Source organism: Flavobacterium sp., from assembly GCF_004211145.1.
In the GTDB taxonomy this organism is placed as follows: domain Bacteria; phylum Bacteroidota; class Bacteroidia; order Flavobacteriales; family Flavobacteriaceae; genus Flavobacterium.
The window spans coordinates 43,737-65,704 of record NZ_SEBS01000007.1 but is presented as its reverse complement, the minus strand read 5'-3'; the positions used below and the strand labels follow the sequence as shown (position 1 = coordinate 65,704).

Genomic DNA, 21,968 nt, shown 5'->3' with positions numbered 1-21,968 from the left:
GGCGATGGCTGAAAATTTCAGGATATTAAAAGGATTGCCTGCTTACGGCGACTTGTACGTTTCGATTCCCCAGAACGGATATAAGGAATTTTCCGAGGGTTTCGTCATTGAATTTTTGGCTCAGAACGGACATTGGGTCGGTAATTTTCAATTGGGATCGTCGAATCTCAAATTCGTTGCCCAGCTCGATGAAAATGAAATGCTCGTCATTGCCGATGGGACCGTGTATCTCGTCGATGTAAATTCGAAACGAGAATTGCTTCATTTCGGTTTTCACTACGATCAGGTTCTCCAATACGACCGATTTTTCATTTTAGTGGACGATTATTCGATAGATATCGTCAAGAATTCGAGTGAAATCAAGCGCTTTAAAGATTTAAGTCTTGACGGGATAAGTGGAGTGAAAATCCAAAAAAGAAAGCTCACGGGGATTTCACACGATTTCGATGGCTACGGAAAATCATGCGAAAATCAATTTTCTATCGATCTGGAGACATTTGAATTCAAAAAACACAAACCTAAATGGTGGCGTTTTTGGTGATGTCGGTTTACTTTTTCTTTTTCGCTTTTTTCTTCGCTTCTTTTTCAACGACTTTCACCTGCGATTTGTAGATCGGGATCAGGTAGGAAACCGTGTAATTGAAGCCGACGCCGATTTTCCCGTCATACGTGCGGTTGAATCCCGGAATGTAGAGGTTCGCGAAATTGTTCGGCTCTTTTTCGGAAATCATGTAATTGAGCCTCGCCGAGAATCCGACGTAGATGTTGCTGAACATCTCAGCCTTCAAACCCAAAACGACCTCGGCCCAACTCGCTGAAAGTCCTTTGAATTCCTGACCCGTTACCACGACAATTTCTTCTCCGAAATACGGATTCGGGTTGTAGATCTTATACGAATTCAACGTCTGGCTGAATGATGCCACGCCGTATCGCAATCCGATCGTGATCACGTTGTCCATGTCGAGCCAGTTGTCGTAAAAGTTGTAATCGAACCCGACTTTGAAATATGTGCCTTTCGTGGTGAAATCGAGGCGGTCCTTGTCGTCGGTTTTTTTTTCGCTACCGAGTTCGGCGGCCAGGAAGTATCGGCGCGTCAAACGATAATCGCCCACGAGTTCCAGTCCTTGGTACTTATCGTCGTACAAACCACGCGTGAGCTTATATAAATCCGCTCCGACGCGAAGCCCGTGCCTCGTGAACTTTGGCGCAGCCGTGTCTTTCCTGACCGATACCGTATCTTTTTGGGCAAACGCGCCCGCGCAAAAGAAAAGGCTAAAAATAAATACGGATATGCGTCTCATCTTCTGAATCTATGTTATAGGTATCGACCACAATATTTCTAATCCAAGTTCCCTGGGTTTCGGCGGGCGCATCGTTGAGCAGATATCCGGGCGCCAACGCGGGATCGTTGTTGAGCGTGAATAGCGTCTTGTAACCGCAGGCGCGGGAAACGTACACATCGCGTCGCGCGTAATTGAATTGGATCTTGTCGGTGAAAATCAAAGTAGGATCGGTGCTCAACGAATTCAACGTAAGGTTGAACGTCACCGAATCCTCAAAGGTCTTGAGCGGCAGCAACAACTGGCTCTCACCGTTCACGACTACCGAGGAATCCGAGTCTATCGATTGGAGTTCCAGGTTGGTCACGTTCTTGAGTACCGTCGGTTGGTTGTAATCGTAAAAATCAATCACGATCCGCGGCGTCGTCGGCGTAGTTCCGCTGCAAATGTCGTCGCGCTCGCAATTGGTTTGGGAAAACGCCAGCAAAAGCAAGGCGAAAACGGTCACTATCTTTTTCATGTATAAAATCAGCGTTTTTCCAAAAGTACGACATTTTCTACGTGGTGCGTTTGCGGGAACATATCCACGGGGCGAACTCGGACGACTTTGTAAGCGGCGTCCATTAGTGCAAGGTCGCGAGCCTGTGTCGCCGAATTGCAACTCACGTAAACCACTTTTTCAGGCGCGATTTTCAAGATCTGCTCCACGACATCCTTGTGCATGCCGTCGCGCGGCGGATCGGTGATCAGGACGTCAGGATGTCCGTGCTGCGCTATGAACGCGTCGTTGAACACGGCTTTCATGTCGCCTACGAAGAACTCGCAATTGTCGATATTGTTGCGTTTCGCGTTTTCCTTGGCTTCGATGATTGCCTCGGGCACACTTTCGACTCCGATGACTTTTCTCGCTTTTTTCGACACGAACTGGGCGATCGTTCCCGTTCCCGTGTACAAATCGTAGACGAGTTCATTTCCGGTCAATCCGGCGAAATCACGCGTAATTTTATAAAGTTCGTACGCCTGAGCGGGATTCGTCTGGTAAAAAGATTTAGCGTTTATCGAAAACTTCAAACCTTCCATTTCCTCGAAAATATGGTCGCGGCCTTTGTAAACCACGACATTCTGGTCATACAGCGTATCGTTTTGTTTTTGGTTGACGACGTACAACAACGACGTGATCTGCGGGAAACGTGCCGATACGAAATCGAGCAACAGTTCGCGTTGGGCTTTATTGTCGTCGAAGAATTGAACCAACACCATGACTTCGCCCGTTGAAGCCGTTCGGATCATGAGCGTGCGCAAAAGACCTTCGTGGTTTCTCGGGTCGAAGAACGGCAAATCATTTTCGATCGCGAAATTCCGGATCTCGTTTCGGATGTCGTTGCTCGGATCTTCCTGCAACCAGCATTTGGTGATGTCCAGGATCTTGTCCCACATTTTCGGGATGTGGAAACCAAGTGCGTTGCGGTCATTGAGCTCGGTGGTTGACGCGATCTCGTGGTCGGTAAGCCAACGTGCGTTCGAGAACGAGAATTCCATTTTGTTGCGGTAGAAGAATTGTTCCGCCGATCCCAAAATCGGTTCGAACTCGGGCAATTCGACTTTTCCGATGCGCTGCAAATGGTTGAGTACTTCGTTTTGTTTGTAGTGCAATTGGCGCGAATAATCCATATTCTGCCATTTGCAACCGCCGCAGCTGCCGAAATGTTCGCACACGGGTTCGACTCGAAACTCCGACAGTTCGTGGAATTTCACGGCTTTCCCTTCATAATATGACTTGCGTTTCTTGAAGGTCTGCACATCGATTACGTCGCCCGGAACGACGTTCGGAATAAAAATCACTTTGCCGTCAGGAGCTTTCGCCACCGATACGCCTTTCGCGCCCGCGTCGAGCACTTGTATGTTTTCAAAGATGAGTTTGTCGGTTTTTTTTCTTGCCATGGCGCAAAAGTAATTTAAAACGTTCAAAGTGCATAGTGCAATGTGCAAAGTATTGGATATGGAGTTTGAGGTTTGAGGGTTTCGGGTTTAGAGTTTAGAGTTTGGGTTTCCGTTTCGATTACCGGACTTTTTTCAAACGAGGGAAAGAAAATGTTTCGCGGTGGCTGTTCGTCAATCAAATTCGGTATTTCATTATTGACGACACTAACACTAAACACTAAACCCTAAACCCTAACCCTAAACTCTAAACCCTAAACCCTAAACCCGAAACAAAATTATTAACGATTAATTGTCAATTATCAATTGTCCATTGTCCATTAACCTCGTAACTTTAAATACAATCTAAAAACACACACGATGAAAAGAAATGCAACAGCCGTTTGGCAAGGATCGCTGAAAGAGGGCGCAGGAAAACTTACCACGCAAAGCAAAACGCTCGACAATACGCAATATTCGTTCAAGACACGATTCGAGGATGGCGTCGGCACGAATCCTGAAGAATTGGTCGCCGCGGCACACGCCGGATGTTTTACGATGCAGCTCTCGGCGTTCATCACGGAAGCCGGACATCGCATTGAATTCATTGAGACGCGCTGCGATATTGATTTGCAGGACGGTACGATCGTGAGTTCGGAACTTGAACTGTCGGCCAAAATCGAGGGAATCGATGACGATGAATTCCAGGAACTCGTCACCAAAGCTGAGAAAAATTGCCCGATCTCAAAGCTCTTCAACGCGAAGATTTCGTCGAAGGCGACTTTGGTATAGCAAAAAGCCCTGCGGAAATGCGGGGCTTTTTTTATTCTTTATTTTTATTACTATCTAGTAAGTGACTTCGAAGGAGCCGTTCGTAATGGTCTTTATTTCGCCATCTTCATTTGATACTACGTTCCCTGAAAACGTTCCTTTTATTCGGCGGCCTGCGTTTTCGCTGATGATCGTCGAGAACGAATCGTCTTTCAAGAATTCCTCTCCGTCGTGATGATGCCCAAAATACCAGCTCGCGTCGTTTCCGGTCGCGCCTTCCATGACTACGATGGAAACCGTTTTGGCAGGGTCGTTATTTACGGATCCTGTCATCGTGACGTCGGTGTACGTGAAGTCGCCTTCCGTATATTCGTCGGTGCTGACCGTTAACGTGTTGAAGGTGTAGGCCGTTCCGTCGATGGTTGCTTTGATGTGTCGCCCGACTTGGTCCTTGTCGTCCGACGAACTGCAGGAAACCAATGGCAGTGCGGCAATGAAAAGTAAAAAAGTAATTTTTCTCATAGGAATTGTATTTGTTGTTGTTTGCTCAAATATATCGTATCCGTAAGAAGTTTACAATTCGGTAACGCGGTTTTAACATTCGCTTTTGGATTCGAGTGTCAAAGTTTAACGGTTGGCTTCTCGTAAATTTTGTCGAATATTCATTATTTTTGACCAAAATCGGATGATTTCTCTCCACAAGCAGGAATTCTAAAAAATAATTTAAAAATCAACTTCATGTCGGTTTTAGAAAAAACAAGATCAGAGGCGCTGATGGGTTTGGAAGACCAATACGGTGCGCACAACTATCATCCGCTGCCTGTCGTACTCTCGAAAGGCGAGGGCGTGTATGTTTGGGATGTCGAGGGAAAGCGTTATTATGATTTCCTTTCGGCGTATTCGGCCGTGAACCAAGGGCATTGCCATCCTGCGATTATCAATGCGATGATCGAGCAGGCCAAGACGCTTACGTTGACTTCGCGCGCGTTTTATAATGACAAACTCGGCCCGTACGAAGAATTCCTCACGAACTATTTTGGTTTTGACAAGATGCTTCCGATGAATACAGGAGCCGAAGCCGTCGAGACCGCGTTGAAATTGTGCCGAAAATGGGCGTACGAAGTAAAAGGGATCGCCGAGAAGCAAGCTGAAATCATCGTCTGCGAAGGCAATTTCCACGGACGTACCACGACCATTATTTCTTTTTCGAACGATGAAGGCGCGCGCAAGAACTTCGGTCCTTACACGCCCGGATTCACGAAAATCCCATACGACGATTTGAATGCGCTCGAAAACGCGTTGTCGTCATCTAAAAACGTAGCCGGTTTCCTCGTGGAGCCGATCCAGGGCGAGGCGGGCGTTTACGTGCCGAGCGAAGGTTATCTCGCCAAAGCGAAAGCGCTGTGTGAAAAATATGACGTGCTTTTCATCGCCGATGAAGTGCAGACGGGAATCGCGCGCACCGGGAAATTACTCGCCGTGGACCATGAAAATGTCGTTCCCGATATTTTGGTTTTGGGCAAGGCACTTTCGGGTGGCGTTTATCCGGTTTCGGCAGTCTTGGCAAATAACCCGATCATGAACGTCATAAAGCCTGGCCAGCACGGCTCTACTTTCGGAGGAAACCCGATCGCCGCTGCGGTTGCGATTGCGGCACTCGGAGTCGTTTCAGATGAAAAACTCGCTGAGAACGCCGAATATCTCGGGCAAATTTTCCGCGAGAAGATAGGCGAGTACATCAAGACTTCAAACATCGCGACGTTGGTTCGAGGGAAAGGTTTGCTCAACGCGATCGTCATCAATGATACCGAGGACAGTTCCACGGCCTGGGATATCTGCATGGCGCTGCGTGACAATGGGCTGCTTGCGAAACCGACCCACGGCAATATCATCAGGTTCGCGCCGCCTTTGGTCATGAACGAGGAACAATTGCTTGATTGCGTTTCGATTATCATCAGGACGCTCAGGGAATTCGAGAAATAAAAAAAATCCGCCGATCGGCGGATTTTTTATTGTGCAAAATTATTATTTGTACTGTTCGAGCAGCTGTCTGAGTTGCGTCACATTATCGGCCTGATCGGTTGTCATGCTGTAGATCGTAAGCACCGTTGAGATCACATTCAGCACGATTCCGATTATCGCTAAAATCCTGCCCGTTTTGATATTTGAGTAATTCGAATATAATTCCGGATTCGCCAGATACAAGACGTCGTCCTTTTTGGCTAGTACGAGTGCAATGATTCCGAGCGCTAATCCTATCGGTCCCCAGCAGCAGCAGGTGCAAATAGATAAAATGCCAAGTACGAGTACGGCCGTGGCATTAGGTAGTTTGTTTTGTTCCATCATCGATTGGTTATTGGTGTGACATTTTGTAAATATATGCAATAATCGTAATCACCGCGTTAACGATCGCGAGGCCGATAATAAGTTTGTGGTATTTGTGCGACCGATCCAGGAAGTGCAGTCCGATGAAAACGAAAAGTAAGATTGTCGTGTAGATTGCGGGAAACATATGGAAGGCAGCGACGAATTCCCCGTCGGCGATCAAAACCAAAGCGCGCTGCGTTCCACAACCCGGGCAATCGACGCCGAAAATTTTCTTGTTCAAACATGGAACCATGTATTCTTCCATCGTTTCTATTTTTGACAATATTACGAAAATCAAACTTTCGGAACCTGTTTTAAAAATACAACTCCTTACATTTGTCGTTTACCCCGAACATGAAAAACTGGCTTTTACCATTGGCGATCGTCGCCGTTCTCATCGCGATTTATGAACAAAGCAAGGAGCGACCTAGCGTCTATATCATGTGCGCCGCTGTCGTGGTTTTCATGATGGGCGTAATCAATTTGAGTTCGAAAATAAAAAGTAAAAACGACAAAAATTCTGACGATGATACTGAATAAAGGAGACAAAGTTTCAGTGCTCGACGACGCGTTCGACGGCATTGTCACGGACGTCAAAGGAAATGTCATAACGATAGAAACCACCGATGGTTTTCAGATGACTTATTTTGTCAATGAATTGATTAAGATAAACGTTTCCAATGATTTAAGTAAGCAAATCGGAAGCGTCAATTTCAACTCGATAAAAAAGGATAAAGAGATTCCAAAACCGCGTTCGTTCACGAAAGAGAAGAAAGTGAAAGGTGAAATTCCTCCGCCCGAATTTGATCTGCACATCGAAAAACTCGTCAAAAACTACAAGCATCTTTCGAATTTCGACATCCTCACGATACAGCTCGATACGGCGAAACGCCATCTTGATTTTGCCGTCCGAAATCGAATCCCCAAAATCGTTTTGATACACGGTGTCGGTGAAGGGATTCTAAAATCGGAACTTGATTTTTTGTTGGGCCGATACGACGGAATCGATTTCCGCGACGGCAATTACCAAAAATACGGACAGGGCGCGACAGAAGTATATTTCAAACAGAGCTAAAAAAATCAGCCATGAATCAACGAGTTTCGTCGTATGATCCATGACTGATTTTATGGAGTCAAGCACATTTCTTTGTGCTTTGTCATCGAAATCTAATTCACGATAAGTTCACCGAACTCGTAATCGTCGGCAATCTTGAACGACAGGTTACCCGCCGAATTCTGGAGCCTTACATTCTTAAGTTTTATCGTATGCGTGACGCCGCTTCCAAGCGTAGTCGTGGTTACTTCCACAATGCCACTTACACCAACGACACCGTCCTGGCTGATCCAAGTTTCGGTGGGCGTCAAAGCAGGAAATTCGGTGCAGAAATTAGTTAAGGCAGATAAATCCGTGCCTATTGCATATTCCCTGTACGTCACTCGGTTCATTTCGCCCGAAATAACGCCGGTTTTTGGTGTTCCGAGTATCGTTTCGTCCAAAAGTGCCGGATCGATGTTAATTGTGATCGCAGTCGCGGCCGCAACTTTATACAGCAAATCATAAGGCGACGGGCTCGCTAAATCGCACACTGCGGGCGTTCCTCCGATATTGAGTGTCGGTGCATCGAACGCACTGTCATAATTCCCGAATGCCAATGAATCTCGCCTGATCTGATTGTTCGGCGTCTGGAACGTGATATTTTTAAGTTTTATGGCATGGCGCAGTTTCGAGATGGTCTCACCTCCCGTAAAACCGTCGGCAGTGTTGGGCGTGATGATGGCGGTCGTCGTGATGTAAATCATACCGGCGATCGCATTCCATTCCTCGGTTACGGCAGGCGTAGGTGGTTGTATGGCGTCGCAGATATTGGCAGCGGTGGCATCGCCGTTATACAATCGGTATACGACGCGAATGTTCGTGCCGTCTATTGAAATCGGATCCAATCCCTCGGCTGGAGTCGGAGTGTCGGGCAGAACCGTTTCGAGATTCGGGATCTGCAAAATCAGTATCTCCGGATTGTTGATTTTGTACAAGATGTTGCTCGTCACACCCGTGGCCACGTTCGGACATCGGGCAACGCTCACGTCCTCAAAGTCGAACTCGTCAAAAATAAGGTCGCCATCATCGCAACCGTTGAGCGACAAGCCGATAAGCAAAAGCGCGAATATTCTTTTCATGCAATGGAATTTTGAGCAAAAATAACTGTTTTTGTTTACCACAGGCTATGCAACCCTCGCGATGGGAAAATTTTAACCGTATATTAGTATCTTTGCTTTCCTCTCTAAAAACTTTGCACGTCGCAACATGAAAAAAATACTTCTGCTTACGCTTATTTTTTCGGGCGCATCGATGGACGCCCAAACCCAGCTTTTATCGCCTTCAAAAGATATCAAGCTCGAATTCAGGCTTGTCGATAACGGAAAACCTTCGTATACGCTGCGATATAAAGACAATTCGGTGCTTGAGCAAAGTATGCTGGGGCTCGCGCTCCAGAACAACGAAATGTTGAACGCCGATTTTAAGGTCGTGAAGTTCGAGACGGGATCGGCCAATGAAACGTGGAAGCCCGTGCTTGGCGAGGTCGCGACGATCAGGGATAATTATAACCAATTGACGATCCAATTGCTGCAGACGACCACCGAGCGCAAGATGAATATCGTGTTCAGGCTGTACGACGAAGGTTTGGCGTTCCGATACGAATTTCCCGACCAATATCGATGGAAATATTTTACCGTAACCGGCGAATTTACCGAGTTCAATCTTACGGGCGACCACAAATCGTTTTGGATTCCGGGCGATTTCGACAGCCAGGAATACATTTACACCGAATCGGCCCTTTCGCAAATAAACGGCGACCAAAGTACGATCAGCAACGGAATCGGATTCAAAGGACCGATGGATGCCAACCGCGTCCAGTCGCCATTGATGATGAAAACCAAAGACAATCTGTACCTTAATATCTTCGAGGCGGCGGTGATCAACTATCCCGTGATGCATCTGACGCTCGATAAGAAAACGTTCACGTTCCGCGCCGACCTCGCTCCGAACGCAGGCGGAACTGACGTCGCTTTCCTGCAAACGCCTTGCAAATTGCCGTGGCGAACGGTTTTCGTGACGAACGACGCGCGCAAAATCCTATCGTCGAAGATGACGCTGAATCTAAACGAACCGTCGAAGATCGATGACACATCGTGGATCAAACCGATGAAATATGTCGGGATCTGGTGGGAAATGCACATCGATAAGAGCTCATGGAACTATGGAAAGGTCGACCAGCAAACAGGCGAACTCAAACCAAACGGAATTCACGGTGCAACGACCAAGAATGCCAAACGATATATTGATTTTGCCGCGAAGAACGGCTTTGACGGGGTTTTGATCGAAGGTTGGAACGTCGGTTGGGAAGATTGGTTCGGAAACTGGAAAGAAGAAGTTTTCGATTTCGTGACGCCTTATCCTGATTTCAATGTTCAGGAAGTCACCGATTACGCGAAGTCGAAAAACGTGCAGATCATCATGCACCACGAAACGTCGGGTTCGGTCGCCAACTACGAAAGACGACTCGATCGCGCCTACGATTTCATGGACAAATACGGTTACAAGGCCGTGAAAACGGGTTACGTCGGGCGCATTATCCCAAGGGGCGAATGGCACGACGGCCAAACCATGGTGAATCATTTCAATTGGGTCGTGCAGCGTGCGGCCGAGCGCAAGATCATGGTGAATTCGCACGAATCATCTCGTCCGACGGGCGTTCATCGCACCTGGCCGAATTACGTATCGGCCGAAGCCGCGAGAGGAAACGAGTTCAACGCCTGGAGTACGGGAAATCCACCCATGCACGAAACTATTTTGCCGTTCACGCGTTTGCTTGGCGGACCGATGGATTATACGCCCGGTATTTTCGAGATACAGCGCAGTTATTATGATCCGGCGCGCAAGGAACAGGTTCATACGACGTTAGCGAAACAGCTCGCGCTTTACGTGACGATGTATTCACCTTTGCAGATGGCCGCCGATTTGCCCGAAAATTACGAACGTTATCCCGACGCCTTCCAATTCATAAAAGACGTAGCGGCCGATTGGGACGACACGAGAATCCTTGAGGCCGAACCCGGAGATTACATCACGATTGCGCGCAAGGCGAAAGGCAAGGAAAGTTGGTTCGTTGGCGCAATCACCGACGAAAACGCCCGTAAATCGTCGATCACACTCGATTTTTTGACGCCCGGAAAAAAATACAGGGCGACCGTTTACGAAGACGCGCCTGACGCGACTTGGGACGGAAATCCAAAGGCCTATAAAATCCGCACGATCGATGTCGATTCGAAATCGAAGATCAACCTCTCGCTCGTGACCGGCGGTGGAACAGCTATCAGCATTTTACCTAGATAATTGCGCGATTGAAAAGATTTAGAGATTTAAAGATTCAAAAATTCAAAAATTGAAAACCGTTTACCTAGATAATGCCGCTACCACGCAATTGCGGCCTGAAGTTGTCGCTGAGATGGCCAAAGTGCTCAGCGAAGATTATGGAAATCCGTCGTCGACGCACAGTGTCGGGCGTCATGCGAAAAGCGTGATAGAGTTGTCGCGAAAGTCCATCGCTGCAAATTTGGGTTGTTCTGCCCAGGAAATCATTTTTACGTCGGGCGCGACCGAAGCGAATAATTGGATCATCAGAAGCGCGATCGTCGATTTCAAGGTCGAACGCATCATTACGACCAAGATAGAACATCACGCCGTTTTGGAAACCGTCGAACACTTGGCGCGCGAATTTTCGATTGACGTGCAGTTTTTGAACGTTGATAGTTCGGGCGAGGTAAACATCACGCAATTGGTCAATCTGCTGTCTGAAAATGTTCCGACGCTAGTTTCGTTGATGCACGTGAACAACGAAATCGGCACGATGCTGAATATTGAAAAAGTCGGAAATATCTGCAGGCAATACAATGCGTATTTTCATTCGGATACGGTACAGTCAATCGGCAAGACCGAATTCAATTTAAAGGAACTTCCCGTCGATTTCGCCGTGGCGAGCGCCCATAAATTCCACGGTCCGAAAGGGATCGGTTTCGCGTATATCCGCAAAGGCCTGATCGTGAATCCGATGTTCTTCGGAGGTGAACAGGAGAAAGGAATCCGTCCCGGAACAGAAAGCGTGCACAACATTTCCGGTATGGCGAAAGCGCTTGAACTTTCTTATAGTAATCTCGAAAGTGAAAGGTTGCAAATAACTGGTTTAAAGAATTATGCGGTCTCGTTATTGGAGAAAACTTTCGGTAAGATAAAGATAAACGGAAGCGTCGAAAACGGGTTTTACAACATCCTAAACGTCTGTCTCCCGATGGACGAACAAAAGACAATCATGATTCTTTTTCACCTCGACATGAAAGGAATTGCCTTGTCGAGAGGAAGCGCCTGCCAGTCGGGAAGTGCGAAACCGTCACACGTTTTGGCCGAGATGTTGACCGACGAGGACATTCGGAAACCATCGCTTAGGATTTCGTTCAGCCATTACAATTCGACCGATGACATAGATGCTTTGGTTGAGGCTTTGAAAACCGTTTAAGTTTTGAAATGGTTCGTCATTTTGCTGCTCGGTTTTTCGTCGGCGATTGCTGTTGCCCAAGAAAAACTATCAGTAGAAAAAGGAACGATTTTTTTTACGACAAACCAATCGTATGCGTTTACGAAACTTCGCTCGGCCGACGATCAGGTGACTTTTCTCAATACAGCGACACAATCCGAATTCACGTATTTCAAAAATTCCATTCGAAATATAAAGGACGCTGACGGAAATCTTATTTTCGGGAGTGAACCACCTAAAGTGAATGCCGTAAAACCCGTCGAATGGCTAAACCGAAATTACACGTCTACCGACTACGTCCGCGCTGAAATCGTAACGCGAAATAAAGATACACTAAGGGTGAAAGTCAAGGTTTCCACCAGCACTTTTATCGGCGAAGTGGTCGATGAACGAAGTTTCCACAACATTATCAAACTGACGGAAGATGGCAAAACCGTTCAAAAAATAGTTGCGCGCGACATCAATGTCATGCGTTTTTACGACTTTATGGGAAGCTTGCGCGAATTCATAAACAACGGCGATTATTTGGCGGAACTTTTATACGACGGAAAAATAAAATGGTTGCGGCATTACAGTACTAATCTCAGCATGAACAAGGAATTCGTCGATTCTATGACCAACGAAAAAGGTGAGCGGATCTCAGTCAATTATTTGTTGAACGTTCGAAAAAGCCTTAAAACAATTACGAACTCAAGACCAGAATTGACGAAAATGATCGACGAGATGAAAATTACCGATGACAATATTGGGAAATTGTTGCGCAAATATGATAAATTGAATTAACTATGTCGGCATTCACCTTAATCGATAAGAACAAGCCATGAAAATTCAGAGATGGAGATTTGTTTCCGCTATTTTGTCGGTCGAGTATGAAGCGCGGATGAAAACGGTAACCATCTGACCGAAACGAATTCCTGATTAAAATATAAGATGAGAAGAATTGATTTGTTTTTGATTTTTGTGCTATTCGCGAGTTGCCAGTACGACCCTTTCGCCCATTCGTATTTGACAAAAGAACCCAATGCCGAGGACGTCGTGGGTAGTTATGTCTTTGAGAAACAGACCATCGATCCAAAGTTAAAACTCGTGAGAAAATCGAAAATCACGCTGCTTGCAAATGGGACATACGTCGCGGAAAATTTTCCTACTTTCACAGCAGACAGCGCAGGGAACTATAAGTTTGCCGGCCAAGTTTCATTCGCTGGTAAATGGCGAATCCAAGCTGGCGGCTTTGTCGATTCGGGTTCCGGAAATACAGCTTTTTTTGGATTATTACTAGAAGGCGCACCTGAATCGTTGGCAAATCCAACGATCAAAGGCGACGAAATCCCGGACGGATTGATTTTCGGTTTCGGCGACCCCGATTCCGGCGAAGCGATTGTTTTCTCGAAACGTTGACGGTAATAAAATCCAGAGCGACTTTCGAGACGGTAAGTTTAGCCCGGATAGCAGCGGTTAGCCTTTACCGGAAAATCTCCATTTTTTGCCCGCTTTGACGGCGACCAACGGAAGCAGGATAAAGCGGTCGCAAAAACGGAGATTTTTTGTAAAGCTAGTAGCGTATAGCCGGAACAGCTCCAACTTATTTGACCAAAACCAAGTAATCCCAAGGTTTCATCTCGAAAACATCGTCGCCTTTCAATTCGATTTCCTTGCCACTGAATAGTTCCTTGTATTTTCCTTTTTGGTATTTTGAGTCGAGTTTCACTGAAACCATTTCCTTGCTGTAATTGACGATCGTAACTACGCGATCATCCTCCATGGTGCGAGAAAATGAAATTACTTTATCCATTTTGTCACTGTAAATTCGGATCATGTGACCACCATTGTCACCATTCCAGAGCGCGTGGTTCTTGTGCTTTAGTGCAAAAAGCGTTTTATACATGTCAGCGTACTGCATTTTTGACCAATCGATCGGGTCTTTGTCGAAGAATTTTATGGAGCGTGCAAGCCCGGCTTCCTGACCTCCATAGATCAATGGCATGCCGTTTACGGTAGAACACAAAACCATCGAAGCTTTGAGTGCCGGCCCGAAGTTCAATTCCTGGTTGCCTTCCCATGAATTTTTGTCGTGGTTTTCAGTAAACAACATGCGATAACCACCGTGCGGAAAAGTGCTTTCGTCGTGCGCCATATATTCGACGAGTTGCCCGATTCCTTTGCCGTCTTTGGTTACGGCCGTCATCGCACTCCAAAGCGACCATGAATACGTGGCGTCGAACGCATATTCGTGCAAGTCGCGTGATTCCCACTCACCGAGCATGAAAACCGGTTTTACGGCATCCATTTCAGCGCGCGCATTGTTCCAGAAATCGGTCGGAATGAAACCTGCCGTGTCGCAACGGTAACCGTCGATATTGAAGTCTTTGACCCAATAGACCAAAGCGCTTGTCATATATTTGCGGAGTTCAGGCTTGTCGTAGTCAAAATCTATCACGTCATCCCAGTCGTACCAAGGCGTGGGTTGGAAATTTCCCTCGGGCGTTTTGGAATACCAATCGGGATGATCTTTCGCGAGTGGATTATCCCAGGCCGAATGATTCGCGACCCAATCGATGATCACATACATTCCCATCTCGTGGATCTTGTCGACCAGATGTTTGAAATCTTCTTTGTTCCCGAATTCAGGATTCACGCCGAAATAGTCTTTGACCGAATATTCGCTGCCCAGCGTTCCTTTGCGTTTCTCGACACCGATCGGATGAATCGGCATGAGCCAAATAATGTCGACACCTAAATCCTTGAGCCTAGGCAAATGTGATTCGAATGCTTTGAATGTGCCTTCGGGCGTGAATTGGCGCACGTTTACTTCATAGATCGTGGCGTTTTTGCTCCAATCGGGATGCTTGACTTTCACATATTCGACAGGCTTGTATTTATCATCACCGGTTTTGATATTGTTTTTTACCGATGTTTCGCAACCCGTAAAACACACGATTGCCAGGACTGCCGAAAATTTCAGGAATGATTTCATAAATATGTATTCTAAAATAAATATAATGATTTGCTGATTTTTAACGACCAAACGAAACTAAACTTTTCATAAACACCAAAATCTTCTCGAACCTATTTGCTAACTTTAAGTAAACTCCGATATATGAGAACACACAACTACACTTTTTTCGCGGCAAGGCTTCCGATTGGTTTGTCTTTTTTCGGGCATGGATTGGTGCGTTTGCCCAAACTCGACCAGTTCAGCGAGTGGATGCTCAAGACCATGGAAAAATCGTTTCTTCCGCCTGAACTTGTTTCACCTTTCTGTTATGCTTTGCCCGTTTTGGAATTCCCGATCGGGCTGTTCATCATCATAGGACTCTTTACTAAACAATCGCTCTTCGCGGGTCTTTTCGTGATGTCGATTCTGATTTTCGGGTCGACGACGATAGAGAATTGGGACGCGATCACGGGACAACTCGTGCACGCGGCCTATTTGGGCGTACTCTTGTTTATGGTCGGGCACAATTCTTTTGCGGTCGACAATATGTTTAAGAAGAGCGAATATTCGTGATTTCTGGACGTGCATGTCTTTTGCTTTTTAAGTCGGCGTGATTTGATGGCGTTTAACATGACAAAGGTGAGGCGGATGGTTTCTGGCAGTCGTTGATTAAACGTTTACTTCCGTTTATATCCGATTGTAATCGTTTGTAAACGCTAGCTAACATTTGCGATCAGCGTTTCCATTGTTTATCGTAAATTTGATAAGCGCCAGTCAAAAACTTCGTGCCTTCGTGCCTTCGTGGCGAAAAGTGCAAAGTGCAAAGTGCAAAGTAACAGCAACAAACAATAAAGCGACTGAAAGCCTTCGCGTCTTCGAGTCAAAAATAATAACTCATGAAATACAGGAAACTCGGGCAAACCGACCTAAACCTATCCGTAATAACGTTCGGCGCCTGGGCTGCCGGCGGCTGGATGTGGGGCGGAAATGAAAACAACGACGCAATCAAAGCCATCGAAGCCGCGTTCGACGAAGGCGTGAACGCCATAGACACCGCTCCGATCTACGGACAAGGTTTCAGCGAGGAAATAGTAGGCGAGGCCGTCATGGGATTGCCGCGCGACCAAGTATTTTTGCTTACCAAATTCGGAATGCGCTGGGATTTGGCCAAAGGCGATTTCGCGATGAAGAGCCAAAACAACCAAGGCAAGGACATCGATGTCTACAAATACGCCGGAGCCGAAAGCGTCATTAAGGAATGCGAAGACAGTTTGCGCCGACTCAGGACCGATTATATCGACCTGTATCAAATACATTGGCCCGATTCGACGACTCCGATCGAGGAAACGTTCAAGGCTGTCGACACGTTGATCAAAGATGGGAAGATCCGATACGCGGGCGTTTGCAACTACAGCGCGTCCCAAATGGCCGAAGCCGAAAAGTATGTCAAGCTCGCGTCGAACCAAGTTCCATATTCGATGCTCAGACGCGAAATCGAAAAAGAAACGGTTCCATATTGCGTCGAACATCACAAAGGAATTCTTGCGTACAGCCCGATGGACCGCGGTCTGCTCACCGGGAAAATGAAACCCGGACAGGAATTCAACGAGGGCGACCATCGCAAGAATCTTTGGCAATTCAAAGACGAAAACATAAGACGCACGAATGAATTCCTACAGAAAATCAAACCAATCGCCGACGAAAAAGGCTTGTCGATCGGGCAGCTCGTTTTGCTTTGGACAATCGAACAACCCGGAATCACGATCGCTTTGGCCGGGGCGCGCAACGCCGAACAAGCCGTTCAAAATGCGCGTGCGACGCGAGTTAATTTGACGCAGGAAGAAATTGACAGTATCTCAACGCAGCTCGATACATTGCAGTTAGTTCGTTGATAACAAAAAACAGATATTTACATGGATGTGACAAAAGGATTTAAAATTATTGGGATCTCGACTCGCACGACAAATAAGGATAATCGGTCATCAGAGGACCTTGGCGGCCTTTGGGAAAAATTTTATGCTCGAAATGTTTTTGACAAGATTCCCAATAAAGTCTCTGACGATATTTTCTGTATATATACGGATTACAAAAGCGATTACACCGAAGATTACACAGCGATTCTCGGCGTTCCTGTTTCAACGATAAGCGAAATTCCGGACGGGTTCATCGGCCGCGAATTCGAACCCGAATATTTTACGAAATTCACAGCGAAAGGCGATTTGCCAAACTCGGTCGTAACAATTTGGAGCGAGATATGGAAGGCTGACGAAAGTCTCCAGCGCAAATACACTTATGATTTTGAAGTTTATGGGGAAAAGTCCCAAAAAGGGAAAAATTCTGAAGTGGAAATTTTTATAGCGACACCGCAACCGCATTGATACGCGTCTGTCTGGTGAACGAAATTCGGATTTTAAATTCGCCAACGTAAATCGTACCATGGACATACAAACACAAATTGCCGACTACATCGACGGTCAACCTGCACAAAAAAGTGCAGACTTACAGACGTTGCACGCCGGCATTGTCGAACTTAACCCCAAGGCGGAACTGTGGTTTCTCGACGGTAAAAACGCCGACGGCAAAATCGTTTCCAACCCAAACATCGGGTACGGGCGCTACACGATAACGTACGCCGACGGCACGACCAAAGATTTCTATCAAATCGGATTGAGCGCGAACACAACGGGAATTTCGGTATATATTCTCGGACTCGACGACAAGACGTATCTGTCCGAAACCTACGCCGGAAAACTCGGTAAGGCCAGCGTAACGGGCTATTGCATCAAGTTCAAAAAATTGAGCGACATTGACGTTGACGTTTTGAAGGACGCGATACGGTTTGGATTAAAGTGCTGAAGTGCTTGGTGCTGAAGTGCTGAATCCAGAACTTTAAAGACAAAAAATCCGTCAATTACGACGGATTTCTTTTATATAAAATCGTTCATCTAACGATTCAAGACATTAGCACTCAAGCACCAAGCATTTCAGCACTTCACCACTATAAGTGAATTACTTCACCATAAGCATCAGCCGCTGCTTCCATAACCGCTTCGCTCATCGTCGGATGCGGGTGAACCGACTTGATGATCTCATGGCCCGTAGTTTCAAGTTTGCGCGCCACGACTGCTTCGGCGATCATGTCGGTAACTCCGGCACCGATCATATGGCAACCAAGCCATTCGCCGTATTTCGCGTCGAAAATCACCTTCACGAAACCGTCGGGCGTTCCCGCGGCTTTCGCTTTTCCGGATGCCGTAAACGGGAATTTCCCGATTTTGAGTTCGTATCCTTTTTCCTTCGCTTGCTTTTCAGTCATACCGACCGAAGCGATCTCAGGCGACGCGTATGTACAACCCGGAATGTTTCCGTAATCAATCTTGTCGACATGCAAACCTTTGATTTTCTCGACACACGTAATTCCTTCGGCCGACGCGACGTGCGCCAAAGCCTGGCCCGGAACGACATCGCCGATCGCATAATAACCCGGAATGTTGGTTTGGTACCAGTCATTCACCAAAATTTTATCTCGGTCAGTCGCGATGCCGACTTCTTCCAATCCGATGTTTTCGATGTTGGTCTTGATTCCGACAGCCGAAAGCAACACATCGGCTTCCAAAACCTCTTCGCCTTTAGCCGTTTTTACGAACGCTTTCACACCGGTTCCGGTCGTGTCGATTCTCTCAACCGACGAATTCGTCATTACTTTAATACCGTTTTTCTTAAGCGAACGCTCGAATTGTTTCGAGATATCTTCGTCCTCGACGGGAACGACGTTCGGCATGAATTCCACGATCGTGACATCGGTTCCCATTGAATTGTAAAAGTGCGCGAACTCAACGCCGATCGCACCTGAACCGACTACGATCATCGATTTCGGCTGCTCGGGCAAGTTCATCGCCTGGCGGTAACCGATCACTTTTTTCCCGTCTTGCGGCAGGTTTGGAAGTTCTCTGGAACGCGCTCCGGTCGCGATAATGATATGGTCGGCTGAATATTCGGTAGAAGTTCCGTCTTCGGCCTTGACGTCGACTTTCTTGCCCGGTTTCAATTTCCCGTAGCCTTTAATCACGTCGATCTTATTTTTCTTCATGAGGAAATCAATCCCTTTGCTCATGCCTTCAGCCACGCCACGTGAGCGTTTTACGACCGCGCCGAAATCTTTGTCGAAAGCCGTGATGGTCAATCCGTAGTCAGAAGCGTGTTTCAAATAATCGAAAACCTGTGCCGATTTAAGCAAAGCTTTCGTCGGGATACAGCCCCAGTTCAAGCAAATTCCGCCAAGGTTTTCCTTTTCGATGATCGCGGTCTTGAAACCGAGTTGAGAAGCGCGAATCGCAGCAACGTAGCCGCCCGGGCCGCTTCCTAGAACTATAATGTCGTATTTCATGGTTGTCTTTAAATTTTCGGTTACGAAATTACGGAATTTAGTCGAAAGTCGAAAGTCAAAAAGTCGTAAAGGCGAGGAGTCGGTTAACGATGATATTCGGTTTTTTTGTGAAAGCGATTCCCATTTCTGTAATAGCTTTCGCGACAATTGCCGGATTTTTGTAATCGAGTTTATTTGCTTTGATCGGAACTGGATATTTCGTCTTACTCAAAGCGTCAGCCTCTAAGACTTTTCGACTTTCCACTTTCGACTTTCGACTATTTTTTATTAAGCTTATCCCGCCTTCCGCTCATAGCTTTCACAAAAAAATCAGGTTTTGTAAACGCCTAAAGGAGCTTCCGTCGGTCGCTCTTTATGCGCAACAAAACCTTTATTTTTTTCAGTGAAAGGCTATCCGCTGCAATCGGGGCTAGTCGTCCGATTTACCGCGAACGTTAGTCCTTCGTCATTCGTCTTACCCAAAACGCCTGTCCTTCGTCATTCGTCTTTCATCGTTCGTCTTACACAAAACACCAGTCCTTCGACTTTCGACATTCGACATTCCGACTAAACAAACCGAATCCCAAACTCGCCACAAATCCGCATCACATTCTCAAAATCCGGTGGCCCGACCGGAAGTTCGCTGAGCGACTTGAACATATCCTCAATTCCCGACGGCACGACCGTCACGACCGCTTTCGTTTTGTGGTTTCCGATGCATTTGAACGCGTGCGGCACCTTCCTCGGCAGGAAAATCATATCGCCTTTTTTAAGGATGCGCGTCTCATTCTCAAGCGTGAATTCCATTTCGCCTTCGATGATGTGGAAAATTTCGTCCTCGTTCTCGTGAACGTGCATCGGAATCCCGATTCCGGGTTCGTTGAAATTTTCGATCACGGTGAATTTTCCGTTGGTTTCCTTACCTGAGATTTTAATGGTTTGGGAATCGCCCAAAACGTTCAATTGGTTTCCGTGCCCTGCGCGCACGATCTTGATTGCGGCCACGCCGGCAGCCGCTTCGTCTTGTGAAGTCATGATTTTTGATTTAATGATTGAGTCGGTAAGACTTTGGTATTCTGATTTTGTTACAACATCAAAAATTTGAAGTTAGTTGTAACAAAGCGTTTTAAAAGAGGTCTTATGTCCAATCAATCAAATCATAATCATGTCATTCCTCTCCACGCGTATTGGCGCTTTGTTGTCGTTGGCGATAGCGTTCGCCTTTGTTTTCAATCCATATACGAAGTTTCCGTTTACGATGATTGTCGTGATCGCGGTGGTTTTTTTGATCACGTATTTACAGTACAACAACTTTCGAGTTTTGGGATTAAAAAAGTTTACGTTTAAAGACTTCGCGATCGTGTTGATTCTTTTTGCGTGTATCGAATTGACGATGGATTTTCTCGTGCAGCCCGAATTATCGATCTTGTTCAACGAACCCGCCGATTATTCCGCTTTTTCTTTCCTCGAAGGCAAATCGGCACAATACTTCAAATACTTGGGATTCATGTGGATTAGTGCCGCGATAGGCGAAGAATTGCTGTTTCGCGCTTTTTCGATCTTGCAACTTGAGAAGATTGTCGGGAAAAATCCGTGGATAAATGTTCCAATTTCGGCGTTGTTGTTCGCGCTTCCGCATTACAGCCAAGGCCCGACGGGAATCGCGGTGACGTTCATTTTCGGATTGGCTTTCGCTGCGATCTACGTGAAATGGCGCAACATCTGGATCAACATTCTGGTACACGGATTGGTTGACACGTTCTTTTTGACGTTGGCTTATTTTGGGATGCTTTCTTATTTTGGATAGGTTGGATGGTGCAAGGTTCAGAGTGCAAGATTCGTGTCTCCGGCAGAGAGCATCGACTCAAATGAACAAATGAACAAAAATCAATTGAGCAACTACTGCGGTTCATGGATCTTCCCGATTTTCTTCACCAAAGACACGATCGTAGTCGCAATGATGGCGCCCGAAAATGCCAACGCAATGTCTTTTTGCGCGTCCCAGACGTCGCCTTGCGTTCCTAAATACGCATCGCCTTGTGCTTTGAAGAATACGTCGGCGACTGCCCATTCGATGAGTTCATAGAATCCGCTGATCGACAACGTGATTTCGATGGGTAACATCCAGGCGACCCAAGATGGGAACTTGAACCATTTGAGGAACATTTCGCGCATCGGGTAGGCGAGCAGGAACCCGAAACTGAAGTGGACGATGCGGTCGTAGTGGTTTCTGGGTAAATCCAATGCATCTTTTAGCCAATACCCGAACGGATTTTCGGCATACGTATACTTCGATCCGTACACGTGAAGGCACAAATAAACGCAAACGAGTAAGTAACTCAGGTCGCTGAATTTGTATCGTCGGTACGAGAAAACGAGAAACAGAACGAAGATAAACGTGAGCGTGTTTTCAATAAACCAGTTCGCGACGTCAGTGTTCCCGATGTACGAATTGATCCAGCAGATCGTGAAAAACGTGATAAAGGCTTGAAGCCAGCGGTTTTGTTTGAAGTTGGTTCGGTGATGGGAAATCGCGATCGTAAACGCCATGGATGTTTGTTTATTTCATCAGTTCGGCCTTTTTGGCCTCGTGTGGTGCTAATATAAGAAATTGGTTAACCGTTTGATCGTTTAGCTGGTTAGTTGTATAAAATGTCTGCCGTTTACGATTGGGTTTCTATCTGTGTTAAGACCAACGAGTCTTAAAATGTAACGGATGCCACCAACCAATTAACCGATTAAAG

The 21,968-nt window shown here is 46.5% G+C and carries 25 protein-coding genes; 14 read left to right on the top strand and 11 right to left on the bottom strand.

Annotation, left to right across the window (positions count from 1 at the left end):
- The first annotated feature begins 4 nt into the window (after nt 1-4).
- Complete coding sequence (locus EOO50_RS04875; RefSeq protein ID WP_290838365.1) at nt 5-541, top strand: hypothetical protein; 537 nt, start codon at nt 5-7, stop codon at nt 539-541.
- Between the two features lie 7 nt (nt 542-548).
- Here EOO50_RS04875 and EOO50_RS04870 read toward each other — a convergent pair whose 3' ends face one another.
- The 3 genes from EOO50_RS04870 to rlmD are packed head-to-tail and all read right to left on the bottom strand — an operon-like array spanning nt 549 to nt 3,221.
- On the bottom strand, nt 549-1,301 hold the full coding sequence (locus EOO50_RS04870; RefSeq protein WP_290838363.1) for a DUF6048 family protein: 753 nt from the start codon (nt 1,299-1,301) through the stop codon (nt 549-551).
- A complete protein-coding gene (locus EOO50_RS04865; protein WP_290838362.1) occupies nt 1,273-1,800 on the bottom strand; it encodes a DUF6452 family protein in 528 nt (175 codons plus the stop codon). Before EOO50_RS04865 ends, EOO50_RS04870 begins: the two co-directional genes overlap by 29 nt.
- Before the next feature lie 8 nt (nt 1,801-1,808).
- Nucleotides 1,809-3,221 carry a 23S rRNA (uracil(1939)-C(5))-methyltransferase RlmD gene (gene rlmD, locus EOO50_RS04860; RefSeq protein ID WP_290838360.1) on the bottom strand — a complete coding sequence of 471 codons (1,413 nt, stop codon included), beginning with the start codon at nt 3,219-3,221 and terminating at the stop codon, nt 1,809-1,811.
- A 357-nt stretch (nt 3,222-3,578) separates the two neighbouring features.
- Between rlmD and EOO50_RS04855 the strand changes: the two genes are divergently transcribed.
- Nucleotides 3,579-3,989, top strand: a complete 411-nt coding sequence (locus tag EOO50_RS04855) for an OsmC family protein (RefSeq protein ID WP_290838359.1) — start codon at nt 3,579-3,581, stop codon at nt 3,987-3,989.
- Nucleotides 3,990-4,043: 54 nt separating this feature from the next.
- Here the strand turns inward: EOO50_RS04855 and EOO50_RS04850 are convergent, their stop codons facing one another.
- Nucleotides 4,044-4,490 (bottom strand): hypothetical protein, encoded by a 447-nt coding sequence (locus EOO50_RS04850; protein ID WP_290838358.1) that lies wholly within the window; start codon nt 4,488-4,490, stop codon nt 4,044-4,046.
- Between the two features lie 216 nt (nt 4,491-4,706).
- Here EOO50_RS04850 and rocD point away from each other — a divergent pair, with 216 nt between their 5' ends.
- A complete protein-coding gene (rocD, locus tag EOO50_RS04845) occupies nt 4,707-5,951 on the top strand; it encodes an ornithine--oxo-acid transaminase (RefSeq protein WP_290838357.1) in 1,245 nt (414 codons plus the stop codon).
- A 42-nt stretch (nt 5,952-5,993) separates the two neighbouring features.
- Here the strand turns inward: rocD and EOO50_RS04840 are convergent, their stop codons facing one another.
- Together EOO50_RS04840 and EOO50_RS04835 are read right to left on the bottom strand one after the other, a co-directional pair.
- Nucleotides 5,994-6,314 carry a CCC motif membrane protein gene (locus tag EOO50_RS04840; protein WP_290838355.1) on the bottom strand — a complete coding sequence of 107 codons (321 nt, stop codon included), beginning with the start codon at nt 6,312-6,314 and terminating at the stop codon, nt 5,994-5,996.
- A gap of 7 nt (nt 6,315-6,321) precedes the next feature.
- Nucleotides 6,322-6,600 (bottom strand): DUF2752 domain-containing protein, encoded by a 279-nt coding sequence (locus EOO50_RS04835; RefSeq protein WP_290838354.1) that lies wholly within the window; start codon nt 6,598-6,600, stop codon nt 6,322-6,324.
- Between the two features lie 89 nt (nt 6,601-6,689).
- Between EOO50_RS04835 and EOO50_RS04830 the strand changes: the two genes are divergently transcribed.
- Nucleotides 6,690-6,875: a hypothetical protein gene (locus tag EOO50_RS04830; protein ID WP_290838353.1), complete on the top strand. Its 186-nt coding sequence runs from the start codon at nt 6,690-6,692 to the stop codon at nt 6,873-6,875.
- Nucleotides 6,865-7,410, top strand: coding sequence for a Smr/MutS family protein (locus EOO50_RS04825; RefSeq protein WP_290838468.1), 546 nt, complete (start codon nt 6,865-6,867; stop codon nt 7,408-7,410). Before EOO50_RS04830 ends, EOO50_RS04825 begins: the two co-directional genes overlap by 11 nt.
- A 92-nt stretch (nt 7,411-7,502) precedes the next feature.
- Here EOO50_RS04825 and EOO50_RS04820 read toward each other — a convergent pair whose 3' ends face one another.
- The gene (locus EOO50_RS04820; protein ID WP_290838352.1) at nt 7,503-8,510 is read right to left on the bottom strand and encodes a hypothetical protein; all 1,008 of its coding nucleotides are present in this window, start codon (nt 8,508-8,510) and stop codon (nt 7,503-7,505) included.
- Nucleotides 8,511-8,637: 127 nt separating this feature from the next.
- Here EOO50_RS04820 and EOO50_RS04815 point away from each other — a divergent pair, with 127 nt between their 5' ends.
- The 4 genes from EOO50_RS04815 (at nt 8,638) to EOO50_RS04800 (ending at nt 13,321) form a co-directional block, all read left to right on the top strand.
- Entirely contained in the window at nt 8,638-10,728 is a 2,091-nt protein-coding gene (locus tag EOO50_RS04815) for a glycoside hydrolase family 97 protein (RefSeq protein ID WP_290838351.1), read from the top strand.
- Between the two features lie 49 nt (nt 10,729-10,777).
- On the top strand, nt 10,778-11,905 hold the full coding sequence (locus EOO50_RS04810; protein ID WP_290838349.1) for a cysteine desulfurase family protein: 1,128 nt from the start codon (nt 10,778-10,780) through the stop codon (nt 11,903-11,905).
- Between the two features lie 3 nt (nt 11,906-11,908).
- Complete coding sequence (locus tag EOO50_RS04805; RefSeq protein WP_290838348.1) at nt 11,909-12,706, top strand: hypothetical protein; 798 nt, start codon at nt 11,909-11,911, stop codon at nt 12,704-12,706.
- A 303-nt stretch (nt 12,707-13,009) separates the two neighbouring features.
- Nucleotides 13,010-13,321 (top strand): hypothetical protein, encoded by a 312-nt coding sequence (locus tag EOO50_RS04800; protein WP_290838347.1) that lies wholly within the window; start codon nt 13,010-13,012, stop codon nt 13,319-13,321.
- A gap of 184 nt (nt 13,322-13,505) precedes the next feature.
- Here the strand turns inward: EOO50_RS04800 and EOO50_RS04795 are convergent, their stop codons facing one another.
- On the bottom strand, nt 13,506-14,897 hold the full coding sequence (locus EOO50_RS04795; protein WP_290838345.1) for an alpha-amylase family glycosyl hydrolase: 1,392 nt from the start codon (nt 14,895-14,897) through the stop codon (nt 13,506-13,508).
- A 123-nt stretch (nt 14,898-15,020) separates the two neighbouring features.
- On the opposite strand from EOO50_RS04795, the gene EOO50_RS04790 reads away from it, so the two are divergent.
- The 4 genes from EOO50_RS04790 to EOO50_RS04775 all read left to right on the top strand — a co-directional run bounded on the left by EOO50_RS04790 (nt 15,021) and on the right by EOO50_RS04775 (nt 17,714).
- Complete coding sequence (locus EOO50_RS04790; RefSeq protein WP_290838344.1) at nt 15,021-15,431, top strand: DoxX family protein; 411 nt, start codon at nt 15,021-15,023, stop codon at nt 15,429-15,431.
- A gap of 323 nt (nt 15,432-15,754) precedes the next feature.
- On the top strand, nt 15,755-16,750 hold the full coding sequence (locus EOO50_RS04785; protein WP_290838343.1) for an aldo/keto reductase: 996 nt from the start codon (nt 15,755-15,757) through the stop codon (nt 16,748-16,750).
- Between the two features lie 21 nt (nt 16,751-16,771).
- On the top strand, nt 16,772-17,236 hold the full coding sequence (locus EOO50_RS04780; protein WP_290838341.1) for a GyrI-like domain-containing protein: 465 nt from the start codon (nt 16,772-16,774) through the stop codon (nt 17,234-17,236).
- Between the two features lie 58 nt (nt 17,237-17,294).
- Complete coding sequence (locus EOO50_RS04775) at nt 17,295-17,714, top strand: DUF1801 domain-containing protein (RefSeq protein ID WP_290838340.1); 420 nt, start codon at nt 17,295-17,297, stop codon at nt 17,712-17,714.
- 142 nt (nt 17,715-17,856) lie between these two features.
- On the opposite strand, the gene lpdA is transcribed toward EOO50_RS04775, so the two are convergent.
- Both lpdA and EOO50_RS04765 read right to left on the bottom strand, forming a co-directional pair.
- Nucleotides 17,857-19,245: a dihydrolipoyl dehydrogenase gene (gene lpdA / locus EOO50_RS04770; RefSeq protein ID WP_290838339.1), complete on the bottom strand. Its 1,389-nt coding sequence runs from the start codon at nt 19,243-19,245 to the stop codon at nt 17,857-17,859.
- Between the two features lie 546 nt (nt 19,246-19,791).
- Nucleotides 19,792-20,259 (bottom strand): cupin domain-containing protein, encoded by a 468-nt coding sequence (locus EOO50_RS04765; RefSeq protein ID WP_290838338.1) that lies wholly within the window; start codon nt 20,257-20,259, stop codon nt 19,792-19,794.
- Nucleotides 20,260-20,389: 130 nt separating this feature from the next.
- Between EOO50_RS04765 and EOO50_RS04760 the strand changes: the two genes are divergently transcribed.
- On the top strand, nt 20,390-21,031 hold the full coding sequence (locus EOO50_RS04760; protein WP_290838336.1) for a type II CAAX endopeptidase family protein: 642 nt from the start codon (nt 20,390-20,392) through the stop codon (nt 21,029-21,031).
- Between the two features lie 92 nt (nt 21,032-21,123).
- Here the strand turns inward: EOO50_RS04760 and EOO50_RS04755 are convergent, their stop codons facing one another.
- Nucleotides 21,124-21,774 carry a DUF2238 domain-containing protein gene (locus EOO50_RS04755; RefSeq protein ID WP_290838335.1) on the bottom strand — a complete coding sequence of 217 codons (651 nt, stop codon included), beginning with the start codon at nt 21,772-21,774 and terminating at the stop codon, nt 21,124-21,126.
- Nucleotides 21,775-21,968: the final 194 nt, after the last annotated feature.

What these genes read in the sequence shown, in the direction of transcription:
- EOO50_RS04775 (WP_290838340.1), top strand. Translation starts at nt 17,295, where the DNA reads ATGGACATACAAACACAAATTGCCGACTACATCGACGGTCAACCTGCA.
- EOO50_RS04795 (WP_290838345.1), bottom strand. Translation starts at nt 14,897, where the DNA reads ATGAAATCATTCCTGAAATTTTCGGCAGTCCTGGCAATCGTGTGTTTT.
- EOO50_RS04840 (WP_290838355.1), bottom strand. Translation starts at nt 6,314, where the DNA reads ATGATGGAACAAAACAAACTACCTAATGCCACGGCCGTACTCGTACTT.
- lpdA (WP_290838339.1), bottom strand. Translation starts at nt 19,245, where the DNA reads ATGAAATACGACATTATAGTTCTAGGAAGCGGCCCGGGCGGCTACGTT.
- EOO50_RS04755 (WP_290838335.1), bottom strand. Translation starts at nt 21,774, where the DNA reads ATGGCGTTTACGATCGCGATTTCCCATCACCGAACCAACTTCAAACAA.
- EOO50_RS04835 (WP_290838354.1), bottom strand. Translation starts at nt 6,600, where the DNA reads ATGGAAGAATACATGGTTCCATGTTTGAACAAGAAAATTTTCGGCGTC.
- rocD (WP_290838357.1), top strand. Translation starts at nt 4,707, where the DNA reads ATGTCGGTTTTAGAAAAAACAAGATCAGAGGCGCTGATGGGTTTGGAA.
- EOO50_RS04820 (WP_290838352.1), bottom strand. Translation starts at nt 8,510, where the DNA reads ATGAAAAGAATATTCGCGCTTTTGCTTATCGGCTTGTCGCTCAACGGT.
- EOO50_RS04790 (WP_290838344.1), top strand. Translation starts at nt 15,021, where the DNA reads ATGAGAACACACAACTACACTTTTTTCGCGGCAAGGCTTCCGATTGGT.
- EOO50_RS04815 (WP_290838351.1), top strand. Translation starts at nt 8,638, where the DNA reads ATGAAAAAAATACTTCTGCTTACGCTTATTTTTTCGGGCGCATCGATG.
- EOO50_RS04785 (WP_290838343.1), top strand. Translation starts at nt 15,755, where the DNA reads ATGAAATACAGGAAACTCGGGCAAACCGACCTAAACCTATCCGTAATA.
- EOO50_RS04830 (WP_290838353.1), top strand. Translation starts at nt 6,690, where the DNA reads ATGAAAAACTGGCTTTTACCATTGGCGATCGTCGCCGTTCTCATCGCG.
- EOO50_RS04865 (WP_290838362.1), bottom strand. Translation starts at nt 1,800, where the DNA reads ATGAAAAAGATAGTGACCGTTTTCGCCTTGCTTTTGCTGGCGTTTTCC.
- EOO50_RS04870 (WP_290838363.1), bottom strand. Translation starts at nt 1,301, where the DNA reads ATGAGACGCATATCCGTATTTATTTTTAGCCTTTTCTTTTGCGCGGGC.
- EOO50_RS04765 (WP_290838338.1), bottom strand. Translation starts at nt 20,259, where the DNA reads ATGACTTCACAAGACGAAGCGGCTGCCGGCGTGGCCGCAATCAAGATC.
- EOO50_RS04760 (WP_290838336.1), top strand. Translation starts at nt 20,390, where the DNA reads ATGTCATTCCTCTCCACGCGTATTGGCGCTTTGTTGTCGTTGGCGATA.
- EOO50_RS04850 (WP_290838358.1), bottom strand. Translation starts at nt 4,490, where the DNA reads ATGAGAAAAATTACTTTTTTACTTTTCATTGCCGCACTGCCATTGGTT.
- EOO50_RS04875 (WP_290838365.1), top strand. Translation starts at nt 5, where the DNA reads ATGGCTGAAAATTTCAGGATATTAAAAGGATTGCCTGCTTACGGCGAC.
- EOO50_RS04780 (WP_290838341.1), top strand. Translation starts at nt 16,772, where the DNA reads ATGGATGTGACAAAAGGATTTAAAATTATTGGGATCTCGACTCGCACG.
- EOO50_RS04855 (WP_290838359.1), top strand. Translation starts at nt 3,579, where the DNA reads ATGAAAAGAAATGCAACAGCCGTTTGGCAAGGATCGCTGAAAGAGGGC.
- rlmD (WP_290838360.1), bottom strand. Translation starts at nt 3,221, where the DNA reads ATGGCAAGAAAAAAAACCGACAAACTCATCTTTGAAAACATACAAGTG.